The organism is Nonomuraea sp. NPDC054003, assembly GCF_055585125.1.
This window is the reverse complement of record NZ_JBVJKR010000009.1, coordinates 190355-208734: the sequence shown is the minus strand read 5'-3', so window position 1 is coordinate 208734 and position 18380 is coordinate 190355. Positions and strand designations below refer to the sequence as shown.

At 70.9% G+C, this 18380-nt stretch carries 21 protein-coding genes; 7 read left to right on the top strand and 14 right to left on the bottom strand.

All coding sequences use genetic code 11. The features are described from left to right. Positions 1-44: 44 nt before the first annotated feature. Positions 45-737 carry an aggregation-promoting factor C-terminal-like domain-containing protein gene (locus tag ACZ6YG_RS24745; protein WP_246639506.1) on the bottom strand — a complete coding sequence of 231 codons (693 nt, stop codon included), beginning with the start codon at positions 735-737 and terminating at the stop codon, positions 45-47. A 283-nt stretch (positions 738-1020) separates the two neighbouring features. Between ACZ6YG_RS24745 and ACZ6YG_RS24740 the strand changes: the two genes are divergently transcribed. From ACZ6YG_RS24740 to ACZ6YG_RS24730, 3 genes are read left to right on the top strand one after another with little or no spacing between them, the layout of a single operon-like run. Then, positions 1021-1695, top strand: coding sequence for a response regulator transcription factor (locus ACZ6YG_RS24740; protein WP_148029174.1), 675 nt, complete (start codon positions 1021-1023; stop codon positions 1693-1695). Positions 1696-1702: 7 nt separating this feature from the next. Continuing rightward, positions 1703-3115, top strand: coding sequence for an ATP-binding protein (locus ACZ6YG_RS24735; protein ID WP_466019324.1), 1413 nt, complete (start codon positions 1703-1705; stop codon positions 3113-3115). After that, positions 3112-3621, top strand: a complete 510-nt coding sequence (locus ACZ6YG_RS24730; protein ID WP_148029172.1) for a hypothetical protein — start codon at positions 3112-3114, stop codon at positions 3619-3621. The genes ACZ6YG_RS24735 and ACZ6YG_RS24730 overlap by 4 nt, the downstream gene beginning before the upstream one ends. A gap of 13 nt (positions 3622-3634) precedes the next feature. On the opposite strand, the gene ACZ6YG_RS24725 is transcribed toward ACZ6YG_RS24730, so the two are convergent. The 10 genes from ACZ6YG_RS24725 to ACZ6YG_RS24680 all read right to left on the bottom strand — a co-directional run bounded on the left by ACZ6YG_RS24725 (position 3635) and on the right by ACZ6YG_RS24680 (position 13294). Continuing rightward, positions 3635-4954 carry a PhoH family protein gene (locus ACZ6YG_RS24725; RefSeq protein WP_261808298.1) on the bottom strand — a complete coding sequence of 440 codons (1320 nt, stop codon included), beginning with the start codon at positions 4952-4954 and terminating at the stop codon, positions 3635-3637. A gap of 206 nt (positions 4955-5160) precedes the next feature. Then, positions 5161-5922: an isoprenyl transferase gene (locus ACZ6YG_RS24720; RefSeq protein WP_148029171.1), complete on the bottom strand. Its 762-nt coding sequence runs from the start codon at positions 5920-5922 to the stop codon at positions 5161-5163. 54 nt (positions 5923-5976) lie between these two features. Next, positions 5977-6534, bottom strand: a complete 558-nt coding sequence (locus ACZ6YG_RS24715; protein WP_187280937.1) for a hypothetical protein — start codon at positions 6532-6534, stop codon at positions 5977-5979. Positions 6535-6549: 15 nt separating this feature from the next. Continuing rightward, positions 6550-7398: an amidohydrolase family protein gene (locus ACZ6YG_RS24710; protein ID WP_466019323.1), complete on the bottom strand. Its 849-nt coding sequence runs from the start codon at positions 7396-7398 to the stop codon at positions 6550-6552. A gap of 39 nt (positions 7399-7437) precedes the next feature. Continuing rightward, positions 7438-8460 (bottom strand): TIGR04222 domain-containing membrane protein, encoded by a 1023-nt coding sequence (locus ACZ6YG_RS24705; RefSeq protein WP_466019322.1) that lies wholly within the window; start codon positions 8458-8460, stop codon positions 7438-7440. A 49-nt stretch (positions 8461-8509) separates the two neighbouring features. Continuing rightward, a complete protein-coding gene (locus tag ACZ6YG_RS24700) occupies positions 8510-8857 on the bottom strand; it encodes an SCO6045 C-terminal-like domain-containing protein (RefSeq protein ID WP_466019321.1) in 348 nt (115 codons plus the stop codon). Then, positions 8854-9678, bottom strand: coding sequence for an MbnB/TglH/ChrH family RiPP precursor modification enzyme (locus tag ACZ6YG_RS24695; RefSeq protein ID WP_271275805.1), 825 nt, complete (start codon positions 9676-9678; stop codon positions 8854-8856). The genes ACZ6YG_RS24700 and ACZ6YG_RS24695 overlap by 4 nt, the downstream gene beginning before the upstream one ends. Next, positions 9665-10567 carry a TIGR04222 domain-containing membrane protein gene (locus ACZ6YG_RS24690; protein ID WP_466019320.1) on the bottom strand — a complete coding sequence of 301 codons (903 nt, stop codon included), beginning with the start codon at positions 10565-10567 and terminating at the stop codon, positions 9665-9667. Before ACZ6YG_RS24690 ends, ACZ6YG_RS24695 begins: the two co-directional genes overlap by 14 nt. A 113-nt stretch (positions 10568-10680) precedes the next feature. After that, positions 10681-12546 carry a phosphoenolpyruvate carboxykinase (GTP) gene (locus ACZ6YG_RS24685; protein ID WP_466019319.1) on the bottom strand — a complete coding sequence of 622 codons (1866 nt, stop codon included), beginning with the start codon at positions 12544-12546 and terminating at the stop codon, positions 10681-10683. Between the two features lie 214 nt (positions 12547-12760). Then, positions 12761-13294: a hypothetical protein gene (locus ACZ6YG_RS24680; RefSeq protein ID WP_148029165.1), complete on the bottom strand. Its 534-nt coding sequence runs from the start codon at positions 13292-13294 to the stop codon at positions 12761-12763. 96 nt (positions 13295-13390) lie between these two features. Between ACZ6YG_RS24680 and ACZ6YG_RS24675 the strand changes: the two genes are divergently transcribed. Continuing rightward, positions 13391-14542: a hypothetical protein gene (locus ACZ6YG_RS24675; RefSeq protein WP_187280935.1), complete on the top strand. Its 1152-nt coding sequence runs from the start codon at positions 13391-13393 to the stop codon at positions 14540-14542. Here ACZ6YG_RS24675 and ACZ6YG_RS24670 read toward each other — a convergent pair. The 3 genes from ACZ6YG_RS24670 to mca are packed head-to-tail and all read right to left on the bottom strand — an operon-like array spanning position 14528 to position 15931. Next, entirely contained in the window at positions 14528-14821 is a 294-nt protein-coding gene (locus ACZ6YG_RS24670) for a GNAT family N-acetyltransferase (protein ID WP_148029164.1), read from the bottom strand. The two genes, ACZ6YG_RS24675 and ACZ6YG_RS24670, sit on opposite strands and share 15 nt — an antisense overlap. Beyond that, positions 14822-15004, bottom strand: coding sequence for a hypothetical protein (locus tag ACZ6YG_RS24665; protein ID WP_261808297.1), 183 nt, complete (start codon positions 15002-15004; stop codon positions 14822-14824). A 42-nt stretch (positions 15005-15046) separates the two neighbouring features. Continuing rightward, positions 15047-15931, bottom strand: a complete 885-nt coding sequence (gene mca / locus ACZ6YG_RS24660) for a mycothiol conjugate amidase Mca (protein WP_466019318.1) — start codon at positions 15929-15931, stop codon at positions 15047-15049. A gap of 138 nt (positions 15932-16069) precedes the next feature. Here mca and ACZ6YG_RS24655 point away from each other — a divergent pair, with 138 nt between their 5' ends. The 3 genes from ACZ6YG_RS24655 (at position 16070) to ACZ6YG_RS24645 (ending at position 18357) form a co-directional block, all read left to right on the top strand. After that, entirely contained in the window at positions 16070-16489 is a 420-nt protein-coding gene (locus ACZ6YG_RS24655) for a DUF4307 domain-containing protein (protein WP_148029162.1), read from the top strand. Positions 16490-16597: 108 nt separating this feature from the next. Continuing rightward, positions 16598-17098, top strand: coding sequence for a transcription elongation factor GreA (gene greA / locus ACZ6YG_RS24650; protein ID WP_148029161.1), 501 nt, complete (start codon positions 16598-16600; stop codon positions 17096-17098). Beyond that, a complete protein-coding gene (locus ACZ6YG_RS24645; protein WP_466019317.1) occupies positions 17098-18357 on the top strand; it encodes a C40 family peptidase in 1260 nt (419 codons plus the stop codon). The genes greA and ACZ6YG_RS24645 overlap by 1 nt, the downstream gene beginning before the upstream one ends. Positions 18358-18380 lie beyond the last annotated feature (23 nt).

Sequence of the window (18380 nt, the reverse complement as noted above, 5' to 3'; positions counted from 1 at the left end):
GACGGGCGTGACGGCTTGCCGATTACAGGGGGAAAGATGCCTTGTTAATACCATCCCCTGGCCTGGGAGTGCCCCCAGGCTCCACAGGGAGTGCCGTAGCGGCCCTTGATGTAACCGAGACCCCACTTGATCTGGGTGGCGGGGTTGGTCTGCCAGTCGGCGCCGGCGCTGGCCATCTTGGTGCCGGGCAGCGACTGCGGGATGCCGTAGGCGCCGGAGTAGCGGTTCATCGCCCGCTCGTTCCAGCCGCTCTCCTTCTGCCAGAGGCTCTCCAGGCAGCCCCACTGGTCGGTGCCGAAGCCGAACGAGCCGAGCATCTCCTTGGCGACGGCCTTGTTGGAGCCGGGCGAGGGGGTGCTGCCGGGCGGGAAGTTGGCGGGCGGGAAGCCGTCGCCGCCGGGCGCCTTCTTCTTGATGATGATGGTGTCGAGCGGGTCGTTGCCCTGGCGCGACTGCTTCAGCCTGTCGGCCTTGTGCGCCTGCACGGCGGCGGCCTTGAGCTGGTCGGTCTTGGGGTCGGCGCCCGACAGGTCGCCGCTGGCGATGCGGGCGAACTCCTCCAGCGTGGGCCCCTCGACCGGTGGCCTGTTGGCGTTCTCGATGGCGCGGTGGACGACGAAACCGCCGCCGCCGAACACGACCACGGCGGACAGGCCGATGATCATCACCCGCTTGGGGCTCAGCCGCGAACGCTTGCGCGCCGCCCGGGCGGCCTGGCGCGTGGGACGTTCGCTCAAAGTCGGACCTGGACTCACGGTCCATGAGCTTGCCCTGACTTGGGGGGTGCTCCGCAACCGAATCGGTCAATTCGCTTGGCACTCCCTTGGCCAACCAGCAGGTAGGCCCGACTTTCTCCCCTGTGTGATTTTGGTCACACAGGGCGGCCTGCCCTCCGGGCACCCGATTCCGGAGGGAAGGCCGGTATTCAGGGTCGGTCAGCCAGTTGTTCATGGCATGCGCGGCACGTCACAGTTTAGTTACAGAACGCGGGCATACCCGACATAGCACAATAATGTGGCCGTGGCTGGCATTCTCCTCGTCGAAGACGATCCCTCGGTGCGCACGGCGCTCGAACTCGCGCTGTCCCGCCAAGGGCACTCCGTCACCTCGTACACCACAGGCGAGGAGGCCCTCGACCACATCAGGGCGCGCCGTCCCGAGATCGCCATCCTGGACGTCATGCTGCCCGGGATCGACGGCGTCGAGGTGTGCCGGCGCATCCGCAAACTCGACCAGCTCCCCGTGATCCTGCTCACCGCGCGCGGCGACGACCTGGACATCGTGGTCGGCCTGGAGGCGGGCGCCGACGACTACGTGGTCAAGCCGGTCGAGCCGCGCGTCCTGGACGCCCGCATCAGGGCCATCCTGCGCAGGGCCGAGTCCGCCGCCTCCGACCGCATCACCTTCGGCGACCTGGTCATCGACCGGGGCGCGCTCAAGGTGACGCTGGCCGGCAAGGAGATCCACCTGACGCCCACCGAGCTGCGCCTGCTGCTGGAGCTGGTGCGCCACCCCGGGCAGGTGCTCAACCGGCGCTACCTGCTGCGCTCGGTCTGGGACCACACGCACGTCGCCGACTCCCGGCTGGTCGACGCGTGCGTGCAGCGGGTGCGGGCCAAGATCGAGCCGAGGCCCGCCGAGCCGGTGTTCATCCACACCGTGCGCGGCTTCGGCTACCGGTTCAGCCCTCCGTGACCGGCTCGTGATCAGGTTCCCCACCGGGTTCCGCGCCCGGCTCGTCTTCACCTTCACCCTGGTCGCCATCACCGCCTCCGTCCTGGTGGCCACCATCGGGTTCGAGCTGGCCAAGTCCGCGCTGGTGAAGCGCGCCGAGGACACCGCCATCGACCTCGTGACCAGGGAGCTCAACCGGATAACGTTCCCCATCGGCAGGCTCAGGCAGGGCGAGGCCGCGCCCGGCATGAGCGAGCTGGCCGACCTCGCGGACGCGCTCGACGGGCCGGGGCGCAGCGTCGTCATCGAGTACGGCGACCTGATCCACTCCGACGGCCCGATGACGCTGAACGACGTGCCCAACGAGCTGCACGGCCGGGCCAAGCGGTTCGTCGTCACCCAGCGCAAGGTGGTGCGCAACGAGCTGTGGCTCATCGTCGGCTCCGCCGTCTACCGCGACAACGGCCAGGAGCCCGAGGCCACCGGCCTGCGCGCGTTCGTCTTCTTCCCGATGCGCGACGAGCAGAGCCAGCTCGTCACCCTGCGCACCACGATGGCCCAGGGCGGCGGGGCCATCGTACTCATCGCCCTGGTGGTGGCGCTGGCGTCGGCGCGGCAGGTGCTGCGGCCCGTCGGGCGGCTCAGCGCGGCCGCGCAGGCGCTCGGCCAGGGCCGCCTGGACACCCGCCTGCCCGTGCACGGCCAGGACGAGCTGGCCGAGCTGACCGCCCGGTTCAACGACGCCGCCGCCGCGCTGGAGCTCAGCGTGTCGGAGCTGCGCTCGCTGGAGGCCATGTCGCGCCGGTTCGTCGCCGACGTCTCGCACGAGCTGCGCACCCCGCTCACCGCGATGACCGCCGTGGCCGACATGCTGTACGAGGAGGCGAACCGGCTGCCCGACGCCCCGGCGGAGGCCGTACGGCTGGTGCTGCACGAGATCGAGCGGCTGCGCGAGCTGGTCGAGCACCTCATCGAGGTGAGCCGCTTCGACGCCGGCACCGCGACGCTCAGCCTGGAGCCGGTGAACGTGGCCGACACGATCCAGGACTGCCTGGAGGTGCGCGGCTGGACCGAGCAGGTGCGGGTCAACGCCTCCCGCAGCCTCGTCGTCAACCTGGATCCGAGCAGGTTCGACGTCATCGTGGCCAACCTGGTCGGCAACGCGCTCAAGCACGGCGCCCCGCCGGTGCTGGTCAACGCCAGGGGCACGGAGAACGGCCTGGAGGTGAAGGTGCGCGACCACGGCAAGGGCATCCCTCCCGAGGCGATGCCGCACGTCTTCGACCGCTTCTTCAAGGCGGGCGCGGGCCGCAGCCGCAGCCAGGGCAGCGGCCTGGGCCTGTCCATCGCGCGCGCCAACGTGCACCTGCACGGCGGCACGATCTCCGTACGCGCGCAGAACCCCGGCACCCTGTTCACGGTCTGGCTCCCGCACGCATGAGGGCGGCACGCGAGCTCCTGGGCGCGGCGGCGCTGGTGGTCGGCGTCGCCGCCTGCGGCATCCCGCCCACCGACGTGATCGAGCGGGCCGCGGCGCCCGTCATAGAGGTCCCGCCCCCGTCCAAGACCATCTACCTGCTCAAGGACGGCGAGCTGACCATGGAGCCCGCCGACGTGAGCTCGGCCTCGGTGGAGAGCCTCCTGCGCGCGCTCTTCGCCGCCTCCACCCAGCCGCTGGGCAAGCTGGACACCGCCCTGCACGGGTTCGTCTTCGACGGCATCGAGGACTCCCTCAACCCCATCCAGCGCGACGAGGTCAAGCTGCCCAGGACCTCCACCCTGACCGTGTACGTGAGAGGCGACGGCACGCTGAGCAAGACGGCGATGGCCCAGATCGTCTGCACGGCCCAGCAGGACACGGCCATCGAGGGCGTGAAAATCGTGCAGAAGTTCGGAGACCGCCCTCCGGTGACGGAGAGCGGTCTCACGTGCGGCGAGCTCCGGTGAGCCCGCCGGACGACTAGATGGTGATGTCCTCCAGCATCTCCGTCACCAGCGCCGCGATCGGCGAGCGCTCCGACCTGGTCAGCGTGACGTGCGCGAACAGCGGGTGGCCCTTGAGCTTCTCCACCACCGCCACCACGCCGTCGTGCCGCCCGACGCGCAGGTTGTCGCGCTGGGCGATGTCGTGCGTGAGCACCACACGGGAGTTGGCGCCGATGCGGCTGAGCACGGTCAGCAGCACCCCGCGCTCCAGCGACTGGGCCTCGTCCACGATCACGAAAGCGTCGTGCAGCGACCGCCCGCGGATGTGCGTGAGCGGCAGCACCTCGAGCATGCCGCGGTCGAGCACCTCCTCGATCACCTCGGGCGAGGTGACGGCGCTCAGCGTGTCGAAGACCGCCTGCGCCCAGGGGCCCATCTTCTCGCCCTCGGTGCCCGGCAGGTAGCCCAGCTCCTGGCCGCCGACCGCGTACAGCGGGCGGAAGACGACCACCTTGCGGTGCTGGCGGCGCTCCAGGACGGCCTCCAGGCCCGCGCAGAGGGCGAGCGCCGACTTGCCGGTGCCGGCCCGGCCGCCGAGCGACACGATGCCGATCTCCGGGTCCATCAGCAGCTCCAGCGCGATGCGCTGCTCGGCGGAGCGGCCGTGCAGGCCGAACACCTCGCGGTCGCCGCGCACCAGCCGCACCGACTTGTCGGGCTGGACCCGGCCGAGCGCCGAGCCGTTGGCCGACAGCAGCCGCAGACCGGTGTGGGTCGGCAGTTCTCTGGCCTCCTCAAGGTCGGCGGTGCCGGAGTCGAAGAGCGACTCGACGTCCTCCGCCGTCACCTGCATCTCGGCCATCCCCGTCCAGCCGGACTCGATGACCAGCCCGGCGCGGTACTCCTCGGCCGCCAGGCCGATCGAGGCCGCCTTGACCCGCATCGGCAGGTCCTTGGAGACGAGCACGACGTCCTGGCCCTCGGCGGCCAGCGAGCGGGCCACGGTGAGGATGCGGGTGTCGTTGTCGCCCAGGCGGAAGCCGACGGGCAGGATGGACGGATCGCTGTGGTTGAGCTCGACCCTGATCGTGCCTTCCCCTGTGGGCATCGGCTCGTCCAGCCGGCCGTGCTCGACCCGCAGCTCATCCAGGTAACGCAGGGCCTTTCTCGCGAAGTAGCCCAGCTCCGGGTGATGCCGCTTCCCCTCAAGCTCCGTGATGACGACGATCGGCAGGACGACATCGTGCTCCGCGAAGCGGGTCATCGCCGCCGGGTCGGCCAGCAGGACCGAGGTGTCCAGCACGTAGGTGCGCTTGGCGGGACTGGTCGTAGGGTTGCTCGAGGACACTGCCACACGTTCTCCCCCGGGCGCCCGTGCGGACGGGCACCCTGCAGACGAGGCGGGATTCGGACCGGACCCGTGCCCCCGACCGCGACGTGCCGCCGGCGCCGGATTCCGGCCCCCTCGGCTCGAATCGGCGCAAAGGCGGGCCCTTTCCGGAATGTCCGGCCTTTGACCGGACACTTCCAACGTTACGTCCCAAGTGCCGGGATGTCCCGTTATGAACCGTAACGCCGGTGTCTCGCGGCGTAATCCCGCAGGGCTCGCAGGAAGTCCACCCTGCGGAAATCCGGCCAGTAGGCCTCGTGGAAGTAGAACTCAGAGTGAGCGCTCTGCCACAACATGAAGCCCGACAGGCGCTGCTCGCCCGAGGTCCGGATGAGGAGGTCCGGGTCGGGCTGGCCGCGAGTGTAGAGATGCTCAGCGATGTGTTCGACATCGAGACCCTCCACGAGGTCCTCGATGCTCGCGCCCCTGCTCGCTTGCTCCTGCAGGAGTGAGCGCACCGCATCGGCAATCTCACGCCTTCCTCCATACCCAACTGCAACGTTCACAATCAGGCCGGGACGGTGCGATGTCACTTCTTTTGCGTTCTTCAGGACATTGGCCGTGCGGTCCGGCAGCAGGTCCAGCGCCCCCACAGGGCTGATCCGCCAGCCCTGGTCGACCAGCTCCTGGACGACGTCCTCGATGATGCGCAGCAGCGGCTCCAGCTCGTTGGGCGGCCGGTTGAGATTGTCGTTGGACAGCATCCAGACGGTGACGACCTCGACCCCGGTCTCGCGGCACCACGTGAGCAGCTCGGAGATCTTGTCGGCGCCCTTGCGATGCCCTTTGGCGACATCGGTCATGCCCATGGCACGCGCCCAGCGGCGGTTGCCATCGATGATCACCCCGACGTGCCGGGGGATGCTGTCCTTGGACAGCTTGGCCTCCAGCCGGCGCTCGTACAGCCGGTAGACCAGGTCGCGCAGGCTCACGGAGTCCCTCCCCAGCGCTGCCATGTACAGGTCGGAAGACCCGACAGGCCATTATCACCGTGTTTCGCCCGTGCCCGTGCCCTGAACGCGGACCTTGACCGGGTCCGTATTGCCCAGGCAGCCCTCGGCCTCGTCCACCAGAGCACGCACGAACCCCGCCAGCTCACCGGAGGTGAGGATCGCCCGCGTGCCCAGGCCGCCCACGCCCCACGCCTCCACGAAGGCCCTGCGGGTCAGCCGCCACTCGCCGCGCTGCTCCGGCCGGGGTGTCCAGAGGGGGATCGTGCGCAGCTGACAGCGCAGCTCGCCGCCGGCGACGCCGCCCCACCTGCTGCGATACCGGAACGAGAAGAGTTCGGCCCCGCCCTCTTCCGGCGGGAAGCGGTCGTCGGGATCCGGCCACCGACCGGCCTGCCCGTGGTCGCGCCGGGCCGCCTCCACGCCGCGCGCCAGGCGCGCGAGCCGCCACGCGCACCGCTCGCCGACGGTCCCGTACGGGACGCCGTCGTGACACAGCTCCAGCGTGACCTCGTACGGCATGCCCGCGCTGTCGTTGCAGAGCACCGGTGTCACGGAGAGAAAGGAGCCGTCGGCGCAGCGTAGTCCCACCACGCCGGTTCCCTTCCCTCACGAAGGCGGGTGAATCTCCTGGTCAAGGCCATAGACGCGGGCGGCGGTCGCGCCGAAGACCTGCTCGGCGCCGGCGCCGCCGAGCAGCGCGCGGGCGGCCTCCAGGACCGTCCGGTAGTCGGCCGCCAGCAGGGCGACCGGCCAGTCGCTGCCGAACATCAGCCGCTCAGGCCCGAAACACGCGACCGCGTGCTCCACGTACGGCCGCAGGTCCTCCACCGACCACCGCTCGTGGTCGGCCTCGGTGACCAGGCCCGACACCTTGGCGGAGACATTCGGGTACGCGGCCGCGGCGGCGATCTTCGTGGCCCACGGCTCCCACGCGCGGTCCCTGATCCGCGGCTTCGACAGGTGGTCGATGACCAGCTTCAGCCCAGGATGGCGCCCGGCCACCGTGACCACGTGATCCAGGTGCCTGGGCAGCAGCGACACCACGTCGAACGCGAGCCCGGCCGCGGCCAGCAGCCCCAGCGACTCCAGCACCCCGTCGCGGACCAGCCAGTCGGGGTCGGGCTCGTCGTGGATCAGGTGGCGGACGCCGACGAACTTCGGGTGCGGCCGGTAGCGGTCGAGGGCCTTCGCCGCCTCATCCGGGTCGGTCAGGTCGATCCATCCGACGACTCCGGCGATGAACGGGTGCGCGTCGGCGTGCGCGAGCATCGCGTCCGTCTCGGCGCGGGAGTCGGCGGCCTGCACCAGCACCGTCCGATCCACCCCGGTGGCACGCAGCTCAGGGATCAGATCCTCGGGAGCGTAGGTGCGGTAGAGCACGCCGGAGGCGGGGGTCAGCCAGGGGTACTCGACGGTCTCCAGGTTCCAGAAGTGCTGGTGCGCGTCCACGATCACAGGGAAAACCTAGGATCTCTGCACCGCCCCCGGCAAGGGTCACCCGCCGCATCCCCCGCACCCGCCGCCGCAGCCGCCGCCTCCGCAACCGGAGCCTCCGCCGTCGCCTCCCGACCCGAAGTCGCCGCCGCCGTCGCCCGCCGGGTCGGTGCCGAGGCCGAACACGGTCCTGTCCTCGCCGGTGCCACCGCCGCAGGCGCCCGCCCCGCAACCCGCGGCCCCGTCCTGCACCCGCTTCAGCTCCGCCACGACGCGCGCGTCGTCCAGGTGCTCCAGCCCGAACACCGCGACGGGCGCGAAGGCGAGGATCCGGCCACCGCCCTCCGCGTAGGCGTCCCGCGCCTCCAGCCGCCCCTCACGTACCGCGTAGGCGTCCCGCGCTTCCAGGAGTCGCTCACGTCCCGCGTAGGTGAGCAGATTGTCCATCACCACCCGCTTGCGCCGGTGCAGCCGCAACCCCCGCACCCCCATCACGGCGAAGACACCCGACGCGCCGAACAGCACGAAGGCCACCTCGCCCGACAACTGCGCGACCGGCACGCCCGCGAGCGCCGAGGCGGCCGCCACCAGCAGCGACGCCCATGACCAGCGGCGCAGCCGACGGAGGAGCGTGCGTACCAGGGCCAGCTGGTCGTCCCCGGCCAGCAGCGCCATCCCCTGGAGCCGGTGCCGCACCGCCTCCACCTCCCGGCCCGCGGAGACCTCCCGCCGCGCCTCGGGCACCCCGAGCCGCCCGCCGTGCCGGTCGACGGCGTCGAGCAGGGCCCGTTCGACGCCGTACTCCCCGGGATCAGCCCCGGCCACCCGGTGCAGCACCCCGCCCCTGGACAGGCGCAGCCGCCCGGTGCCGAGCAGCGCGGCCAGCCCAGTGTTCACCACCCGCAACGGCCCGCCCGCCAGATAGGCCAGCTCGTACGTGCCGAGTGCGTCCCCCCGCCTGTCCCGCGCGCCGCCGCGCATGCTCCGGTACGCCGCCTCCGCCTCCGACGCGATGCCCGAGACGGACATGCCGAGCAGGGCGCCGACGACCACGGCGAGAGTCAACGCGATCATGAACGCCATGACGGCCTCCACCGAGAAAATCCCCCGATGCCATGGTCGCGCCGGGAAGTCAGCGACGCAGCAGCCGTGACCACCAGAGTCTGCTACCGGCGGGCCGTGTCCTCGCCCGCCGCCGGAGCCAGGCGGCGAAGTCGTCGGCGTCCGCCCGGTAGCCGGACGGCGGCTCGGCCCGCTCCGCCGCGTAGGCGGCGAACAGCGCCGCCAGGTCGTCCCCGGCAGCCGCCGCGGCGTCCGGACGCAGCCTCGCCACCACGCTCCTCCGCTTGGCGACCAGGCTCCGGGCCTGCACCCGCATCCGCTCGGCGTCGAACCCCTCCGGCACCTCGCCCCCGGCCACCAGGGCGGCCACCACCCGCCCCTGCCGCGCCGCCAGCCTCCGCCGCGGCTCCTCGTTCACGAGGGGATCCTCGTCATGGCGGCGGCGACGCGGGACAGCTCGGCCGCGAGCGCGGCGTCGCTCGGGTAGGCGTCATCCCATTCCAGCAGGACGCCCGGCGGGGCGGCCCGGGCGCAGAGTTCGGCCAGGACGTCCAGGATCGCCTCGGGCACCGTGGCGGTGTGGGTGTCGTGCCAGAGCCCGCCGTGCTCCTCCCCGCCCGCGACGTGGACGTAGGCGAGCCGCGAGAGCGGCAGCCGGTCCAGCGCCTCGACGGCGGACAGGCCGAGGTTGACCTGGTTGGTGTAGAGGTTGGCCACGTCGACGAGCAGCAGCACGCCGGTGCGCTCGACCAGCTCGGCCAGGAACTCGGCGTCGGTCAGCTCGTCGTCGGGCCAGCCGAACAGGGCCGCCACGTTCTCCAGGGCGAGCGGCACCGGCAGGGCGTCCTGGGCGCGGCGCACGTTCTCGGTGACGACGTCGAGCGCCTCCCGGGTGCGCGGCACCGGCAGCAGGTGACCGGCCTCGACACCGCCCGCCCTGACGAACGCCAGATGCTCGCTGACGAGCGGCGAGTCCAGCGCCAGGGCGCACTCCGCCAGGTGGGACAGCCGGGCGGGGGAAGGCGGTTCGGCGCCGCCGACGCCGAGTCCGACGCCGTGGGGCACCACGGGCACGCCGCGCCCGCGCAGCACCCGCAGCGACTCGGGCAGCCGGGCCGGCCGGATGTGCTCGGCGACCACCTCGACGAACTCCACCCCGGGCAGCCGCTCGACGGTCAGGTCGATCTCGGCCCGCCAGCCGATCCCCAGCCCGAGCCTGGGCAGCTCAGCCGCCGCCACCGCAGCCACCTCCTCCGCAGCCCGACCCGCCGCCGTCCCCGCCGCCGTCCCCGCCGCCGGAGTCGCCGTGGGAGCCGCACGCGGCGGCGCCGCTCGACACGGGCGCCTTCTGCCGCCGGGACGACCTGGCCAGCTCAGTGAACCGCGGCTCGTCCCGCCCGTCCAGACCGTGCAGCGCCACCGGGATCGCGGGGCCGAGCCGCTCCTGGGAAGCCGTCAGCGTGTCTCGCCCGTACCGCTCCACCACCTGGCGGCCCGCCCACGTGGGCGCGTCGCGCAGCGCGCGGCGCTCGCCGGCGTGGCGGGTGAAGCCGACGACGCCGGTCGCCGCCATGGCGAGCGTGCTCAGGCCGGTGAACCCGTCGGGCGCGAGCACGGACGCGACGGCCCCCGCCGCCGCCATGCCCCAGGCCAGTACGGGGACGGCCAGCAGGAGAGCGAGCTTGGCGCGTACCGGGCCGATGCCGGACGGCCGGTGCACCAGCCCCGTGCTCACGAGCCGCCGCCGCAGCCCGGCCGCCTCGGGCCCCCGGGCGACGGTCCGCAGGGCGCGGCCCGCGTCCATGCCGCCGGGGCGGGCCCGTACGGCGGTGAACAGGGCGCGCTCGACGTCGGCGGCGGGCTCCGCGGCCCCCGCCACGGCGTGCAGGTCGCCTCTCCTGTCGAGGCGCAGCGCCTCGGCGGTGATGAGGACGGCGGCGGCGGTCTCGGCGACCCGCGACGGCCCGCCGGCCAGGAAGGCCAGCTCGTACGCGTCCAGGTCGGCGGACGGAGCGGGGCCGGGCCCGGCGCGGCGGGCGTCGAGCCGGATGGACTTGACCGTCAGCCAGACTCCCCCGCACATCACCGCGCATCCGGCGAGTGCCAGCACGAAGTGTAAAGCCCCCATAAAGAACCTCCCGTGTACCGGATAGACGGACCACCGGTCGGGAGGAGTTCCCGGCGAAGCGGAAACGCGACGGCGCCGGCCGTCACGGGGACGACCGGCGCCGCGATGATCGATCAGCCGAGGCGGTCGAGCAGCGCCTGGTGCTCCTCCCACAGCTCCTTGGGCAGCTGGGCGCCGAACTTCTCGAAGTGGGCCGGGATCAGCGCGGCCTCCTCGCGCCAGACCTCGCGGTCGACGCCGAGCAGCGTGCGCAGGTCCTCCTCGGACAGGTCGAGCCCGTCGGTGTCGAGCGTCTCGGGCACCAGCCCGATCGGGGTCGGGACGGCCTTCGCCTCGCCGTTGAGCCGGTCGACGATCCACTTGAGCACGCGGCTGTTCTCGCCGAAGCCGGGCCAGATGAACCTGCCGTCGGCGTCCTTGCGGAACCAGTTGACGTAGTAGATGCGCGGCAGCACGACGTCCTCGCGCCGGCCCAGCTTCAGCCAGTGGCCGAAGTAGTCGCCCATGTTGTAGCCGCAGAACGGCAGCATGGCGAACGGGTCGTGGCGCAGCTCGCCGACCTTACCTTCGGCGGCGGCGGTCTTCTCGGAGGCGACGTTGGCTCCGAGGAAGACGCCGTGCTGCCAGCTCAGCGATTCGGTGACCAGCGGCACCGCGGTGGCGCGGCGCCCGCCGAACAGGATCGCCGAGATCGGCACGCCCTTGGGGTCCTGCCATTCCGGTGCGATGGTCGGGCACTGGGAGGCCGGGGTGGTGAAGCGGGCGTTCGGATGGGCCGCGGGCTCGCCGCTGTCCGGCGTCCAGGACCGGCCCTTCCAGTCGGTCAGGTGAGCGGGCGGCTCCTCGGTCAGCCCTTCCCACCACACGTCGCCGTCGTCGGTCAGCGCGACGTTGGTGAAGATGCTGTTGCCCCAGAGCGTCCTGATCGCGTTGGCGTTGGTGACCTCGCCGGTGCCGGGCGCGACGCCGAAGAACCCGGCCTCCGGGTTGATGGCGTACAGCCGCCCGTCGTCGCCGAAGCGCATCCAGGCGATGTCGTCGCCGATGGTCTCCACCTTCCAGCCGGGAATGGTGGGCTGCAGCATGGCCAGGTTGGTCTTGCCGCAGGCGCTCGGGAAGGCGGCGGCGATGTAGCGGACCTCGCCCGACGGCGGGGTCAGCTTGAGAATGAGCATGTGCTCGGCCAGCCAGCCCTGGTCACGGGCCATGACGCTGGCGATCCGCAGCGCGTAGCACTTCTTGCCGAGCAGCGCGTTGCCGCCGTAGCCGGACCCGTACGACCAGATCTCGCGGGTCTCCGGGAAGTGGCTGATGTACTTGGTCGTGCTGCACGGCCAGGGCACGTCCTCCTGGCCCGGCTCCAGCGGCGCGCCGACGCTGTGCACGGCCTTGACGAAGCCGCTGTGCTCATGGTCGCGCTTGCTGCGGCCTCCGTTGGTTCGTTCCTCGCTCTCTCCGGCCTTTCGCGCCGCTCCGCGCTCCTCGATGAGCCGCAGCGCCCTGTCGCCCATGCGGGTCATGATCCGCATGGACACCGCGACGTACGGCGAGTCGGTGATCTCGACGCCGACCTGGGAGATCTCTCCGCCGAGCGGCCCCATGCAGAACGGCACCACGTACATGGTGCGGCCGCGCATGCAGCCCTTGAAGAGCTTGCCGAAGGTCTCGCGCATCTCGGCGGGCGCGATCCAGTTGTTCGTCGGGCCGGCGTCCTGCTCGCGCTCCGAGCAGATGAAGGTACGGTCCTCCACGCGGGCGACGTCGCTCGGGTCGGAGGCGGCGTAGAAGCTGTTGGGCCGCTTCGCGAGACGCGTGAACGTGCCCTGGTCGACGAGGAGGTTGGTCAGGCGCGTCCACTCCTCCTCGGAACCGTCACACCATTCGATCCGGTCCGGTTGGGTAAGCGCGGCTATCTGATTGACCCAGGTGACCAATTCGACGTTGCTGGTCGGGGCGGGAACTTCCACGGTTACAGACACGACAGCGGCTCCTCCACTCTCTCAGGGCTCGCTCATCATTAACGACGAGGACACCCGGAAGCCAATTGGCGTAGACCTCTTGGCCTCGGGCGTCGCCGCAGGCAGCGGCCTTGACGACTGGGGGACCCTACCCATCGCGACAGGGTTTAAAAAGAACTCGCCAGCCCACTGGTATATACCAATGCGGCTGGTCTAAACCAATTCCGCAAATGGTTTAGTCCATTCTCCGGGAATTCACGTCGGGCCCTTCGGACCGCACCCGGTCGACATGTTGCAGCGCGTCGCGCAGTTCGGCCAGCCAGGTGTCGGCGTTCTGGCCGACGAGCCGGACGCACCAGGCGAGGGCGTCGCTGCGGCTGCGCGCCACGCCGGCGGCCACCAGCGTGTCGAGAACCTGACGCTCCGGCTGCCGCAGCCTGGTCATGACGGGCACGGACAGTGTGGTGAACATCACAGCCTGGCCGCCGCAGGTGACGCCCCAGGAGACCTTCTGGCGGAACCTCCGCTCGGCCTCCTTGGCGATCTCGACGCGCCGCTCCCTGGTCTCCTCGCGGAAGCGCCCGATCAGGCCGTCGATGAGCGCGGCCCGCTCGCCCTCGTCCATCTCGCCGGGCGGGTCGGGCAGCGTGCCGAGAACCGCGATCTCCTCGCGGTCCCTGATGATCTCGGGCGCGCCGGTGAACCAGCCCTCGGGGAGCCGCCCGGCGAACCATCCGCGCACCTGCGCGGTGCCATCGTCGCTTGCCATGTAATCACCATTACACAGTTGCGAGGAAAAAGCACCCTTTCCTCACACGGTCCTGGCAGGTGCGGGGGCCGGGGGTGGGGGCGTAGTTTACGGAGCGTGGACCTGGAATTCGTCAGCCGCCACGCGGGCCGCCCGGCCGCCGCGCTGACCCGCAGAGATCTGGCCAGGGCGCTGCTGGCCGTGCCCTCGGGCGTGGCGCTGGTGGCGCTGCCCGACCTGCGCAGGGCCATGATGGCCGCGGGCAACCCGCTGTCCCGCCCGTTCTGGGAGTCGGCCAGGACCACGCTCGCCGCCATCGAGTCCGGCGCGGCCACGGTGGGTGACGTCCAACGCTGGGTCGAGTCGACGGGCACCGAACCCATCCTGATGACGCCGAGCTACTTCGTCTGGCCGGAGGAGAACGAACGCGGGCCGGTGGCCCACGAGATGCACGACCGGCTCGTGGCCCACCTGGAGGAGCGGGTGCGCGCGGGCGAGATCGACCCGGACGCGCTCGCGTCCGGCGATCTTCAAGCCCGCAGGGCGTACGAGGAGCTGCAGGAGAGCTGGCTGGCCACGCCGCTGCCCGACGGGCGGGTGCCGGGGTTCTCCGTGAGCGACGAGCAGGACGAGGAGCTGTTCGCGGCCTGGGACGAGGAGGAGGAGTTCGCGCTGTCGGAGCTGCGGCGCATCCTGGGCGAGCTGGTCAAGCAGCCCGAGCTGCCGATCGCCGAGCTCGACCGCGCCGTCACCCGCCTGCGCGAGCTGCTGGCGGTCGCGGGCTATCCGGGCAACGTGCTGCGGGCCTGCGCGGGCTTCGAGGGCGAGCCGATGCCTGACGACGACGTGGAGCTGTGGCTGACCGTGGCCGCCGGCGTCGCCGGGCCGGTCTCGGACCTGCCGGAGGAGGGCGACCTGCTGGAGGAGTTCGCCGACCTGAACGGCGAGGTCAGCCTGGAGGACGAGATGATGGCCCACATCTGCGCCATCCAGCACGCCGACTGGCTCGCCGCCGTGACGGCGCTGGCCCGGATGGGGCCCGGCGCGCTCGCCTCGCCGGAACGCATCGCCCGCCTGATCGCCGAGTCGGAGGACATCGACGCCGACGAGCAGGACTCCGACGACCTGGCCTCGACCGAGAGCCTCTTCAGGCCGGTGGTCGCGCTCTGGGCCCAGCTCGGCATCGTCGACGAGGACGACGTGCTCACGCCGCTCGGCTGGTGGGGCCTGCCCAAGGCGCTGGAGCGCGCCTGGTCAGCCGGTGACTGAGGGATCGAGCAGGTCCTTGTAGGCGGGGTTGCGCTCGATGTAGCCGGCGACGTACTCGCACCGGGGCACGACCTTCAGCCCGGTGTCGCGGGTGAGGTCGAGCGCGTGCGCGACCAGCCGGCCCGCGAGCCCCTGCCCGCCGTACTCGGGCAGCACCTCGGTGTGGGTGAAGACGACCTTGGTGGGCAGCAGCAGGTAGTCGGCGAACCCGGCGACCTTCCCGTCCACGCGGATCTCGAAGCGGCTCTTCCCCGGGTTGTCGACGACCTCTTCAGACATCTACTCGGCCTTCTTCTCGAGCTCGCGCTCCTCGTCCTCGAGGTCGCGCTCGTGGGGCACCTCGATCTTGCCCATCTGCTTGTTCATGGACTTGACCAGGAAGTAGAGAGCGAACCCGAGAAGGGCCACCACGACGAAGCCGAGCAGGCCCGGGCTGACTTCACCTGCTGCTAGAACCATCACCCTTCCAGTCTGCCACCCGGGGGTCGTGCCCGGACCTCCGGATCAGTGGCAGGCCGGGGAAGTCTCCTCGGCGTGGATGCCGGAGAACAGGTCGTCCTCGGGCAGACCGGTGTCGACGAGCGAGCGGGCCAGGTGGTAGTCCTCCGTCGGCCAGATCTCCTGCTGCAGCTCGCGCGGGCAGACGAACCACCAGCCGTCGGGGTCGACCTGGGTGGCGTGCGCCATGAGCGCCTCGTCGCGGATCTGGAAGTAGTCGCCGCAGGGCACCCGGGTCGTGACCTCCCACTTGGCGGGGCGGTCCTCCCAGCGGGCGATCCAGTCGCCGTACGGGGAGCCCATGCCGCGCTCCTGCATGGCCTCGTGCAGCGCCTCGAACCGGGCCCGGTGGAAGCCCATGTGGTAGTAGAGCTTGAGCGGCTGCCACGGGTCGCCGGTGCCGGGGTAGCGGTCGGGGTCGCCGGCCGCCTCGAACGCCTCCACCGACACCCTGTTGGTCATGATGTGGTCGGGGTGCGGGTAGCCGCCGTCGTCGTCGTAGGTGAGGATCACGTGCGGCCTGAACTCCCGCACGGCCGCCACCAGCGGGGCCGCCGCGACTTCGAGCTTCTGCAGCCCGAAGCAGCCCTCGGGCAGCTCCTCCTCCTCGCTCTCCGGCAGCCCCGAGTCCACGAAGCCCATGAACCGCTGCCGCACGCCGAGGATCTCGCGCGCCCGGTCCATCTCGGCCTTGCGCACCCGGGCGATGTCGGCCACGATCTCGGGCCGGTCCATCTTGGGGTTGAGCACGGAGCCGCGTTCACCACCCGTCAGGGTGCAAACCAAGACGTCAACGCCTTCGCGGACATAGCGCGCCATCGTCGCGGCGCCCTTGCTCGACTCGTCGTCGGGGTGGGCATGGACGGCCATCAACCTCAGCGGTGCACTCACGGGCTCGACGTCTCCTCAGACACATGGACCGATCAGTCGCCCACAGAGGCTAGTTTCTGCTGGGCGGTCGCGAGGGCATGACCCCCGCGGGCGACAATTGTCTCGGATAACGCCGAGGGAGTGCAGGGAGATTCCACCATGGCCACCAGAGATGCCGGGAACGGCCCAGTTCTCGGCACACCCGACGACTTCCCGGACCGTCCCGAGCGAGGCGGCCGGATCGTCGTGCACGTCGTCATCGGCGTGCTCGTGGCCATCATCGCCGGAGGCTGGGGCTACGTCATGTGGTCGATGAACGGCAGCGCCAACGGGGCGATCGCCCAGGTAGTCTCATTCCACGTGCGGGGGCCGTCAGAGGCCGAGATCGCGTTCACGGTGAGCAAGCCCGACGACCGCGAGGCGGTGTGCCGCATCCGTGCGATGGACGTCCACCACGTGGAAGTGGGCAGCAAAGAAGTAAGAATCCGGCCTGGTGAGGGTACGAAGCAGGTCAAGGAACGCCTGGGCACCAGCGCCGAGGCGACTTCCGTCCACATCCAGTACTGCAATCTCGTATAGTGAGACATTTGGGGAAGCGTTCGTGCGACTGACTTGTTAGCCTTTCGCAATTCAACCGTACGTAACCTTCAGTGATCTCAGGGCCCCCTAGGCAAGCAAGGAGAACCCGTGGCCGACTCTCGCGATGAGAACGTCACATGGCTGACGCAGGAGGCGTACGACCGCCTGAAGGCCGAGTACGAATATCTCTCGGGGCCCGGGCGCGTCGATATCGCCAAGAAGATCGAGGCCGCCCGGGAAGAGGGCGACCTGCGCGAGAACGGCGGCTACCACGCCGCCAAGGACGAGCAGGGCAAGATGGAGGCGCGGATCTTCCATCTGCGCCAGATCCTCGACAACGCGCGCGCCGGCAAGCCGCCCGCGGCCGACGGCATAGTCGAGCCGGGCATGACCGTGACCATCCGGTTCGTCGGCGACGACGACGAGGTCACCTTCCTGCTCGCCTCGCGTGAGGAGAGCGGCGCGCCGATCGACGTCTACTCCCCCAAGTCACCGCTCGGCGCCGCGATCAACGGCAAGAGGATCGGTGACAAGGCGACCTACAGCCTGCCCAACGGCCGCCAGAACACCGTCGAGATCCTCGAGGCCGTGCCCTACATCGGCAACTGATGCACCCCGAACGGCACCGCCGGGCCCACCCAGGCCCGGCGGATCTCACGCGCGGTGGCTCCGGCATCCGTCAGGACCTCGGCTTCCTGCTGAGGTCCCGCAGACGCCGTGACCACCGCCGTCTGATCCCGTTCATCGTGGTGACGCTGGTCGCGGTGCTCACGGCCGACGTGCTGCTGCTCACGGAGAACCGTGAGGCCGCCGACGAACCGGCCGCCGCTGAGCCCGTACGTGCCCGCCAGACGCCTCAGCAGAGCCTGATGGCCGACTCCCACACCGTGCGGCCGGTGGCGCCGGTCGGCAAGCTCCACAAGCCGCACGTGTTCGTGGTCACGCGCAAGCCGTTCAGCCAGAAGCAGTTACAGAAGATCGCCCGCCTGTCCGGGATCCGCGCCATGGAGCTGGCCGACGCGGCCAGCGTCATGCTCGACGGGAAGCGGGTGCAGACGCTGGCCGTCGAGCCGTCCACCTTCCGCGCCTACACGCCGAAGGTGACGGCCACCTCCGACCCGTTGTGGAACAACGTGGCCGCGGGTGACGTCGCGGTCTCGTTCGTGCTCGGCAACGACGGCGGCCTCAGCCTGCACCGCAAGATCAACGGCCCGTCCGGGCCGCTGCGCATCGGCGCCTACGCCACCACCGGCTTCGGCGCGGTGGACGCGGTCGTGTCCAAGGACACCGGCCGCGAGCTCGGGCTGCCCCGAGACAACGCGCTGATCATCAGCGCGCCCAAGGCCGACTCGGCGAGGCTCCGCGACCGGGTGCTCAAGCTGCTGCCCAAGGGCACCCAGGCGGCCCTGGTCAACCCCGTGCGGCCGCAGCCGCAGGTCAAGGCCCGCGACTGGCCCACCGGGGCGTTCATGACCGGAGACCAGCTCACCGTGGCGCTGCGGGCCGCCGCCTCCAAGCTGGGCAGACCGTACGTGTGGGGCGCCGAAGGGCCTGACAGCTTCGACTGCTCCGGGCTCGTGCAGTGGGCCTTCGCCCAGGCCGGCATCAGGATGCCGCGGGTGACGCACCAGCAGTGGGTCACCGGCCCGCAGGTGCCGCTCTCGCAGGCGCACCCGGGCGACCTGCTGTTCTGGCGGCACGACCCGACCAATCCCGGCTACATCTCCCACGTGGCGATCTACTGGGGCGACGGCAAGATGCTGCACGCCCCGCGCACCGGCGACGTGGTGAAGATCGTCCCGGTCAGCACCCGCAACCTGGCCGGGGTCGTCCGCGTCAGCCCGCAGGCCGCGGCAAAGGTCCGCTGACCCGCGCCCGGAGGACCGTGTGA

Coding starts and splice junctions, on each gene's coding strand:
- ACZ6YG_RS24730 (WP_148029172.1), top strand. CDS start 3,112: ATGAGGGCGGCACGCGAGCTCCTGGGCGCGGCGGCGCTGGTGGTCGGC.
- ACZ6YG_RS24705 (WP_466019322.1), bottom strand. CDS start 8,460: ATGGCGTTCATGATCGCGTTGACTCTCGCCGTGGTCGTCGGCGCCCTG.
- ACZ6YG_RS24690 (WP_466019320.1), bottom strand. CDS start 10,567: ATGGGGGCTTTACACTTCGTGCTGGCACTCGCCGGATGCGCGGTGATG.
- ACZ6YG_RS24680 (WP_148029165.1), bottom strand. CDS start 13,294: ATGGCAAGCGACGATGGCACCGCGCAGGTGCGCGGATGGTTCGCCGGG.
- ACZ6YG_RS24670 (WP_148029164.1), bottom strand. CDS start 14,821: ATGTCTGAAGAGGTCGTCGACAACCCGGGGAAGAGCCGCTTCGAGATC.
- ACZ6YG_RS24655 (WP_148029162.1), top strand. CDS start 16,070: ATGGCCACCAGAGATGCCGGGAACGGCCCAGTTCTCGGCACACCCGAC.
- ACZ6YG_RS24645 (WP_466019317.1), top strand. CDS start 17,098: ATGCACCCCGAACGGCACCGCCGGGCCCACCCAGGCCCGGCGGATCTC.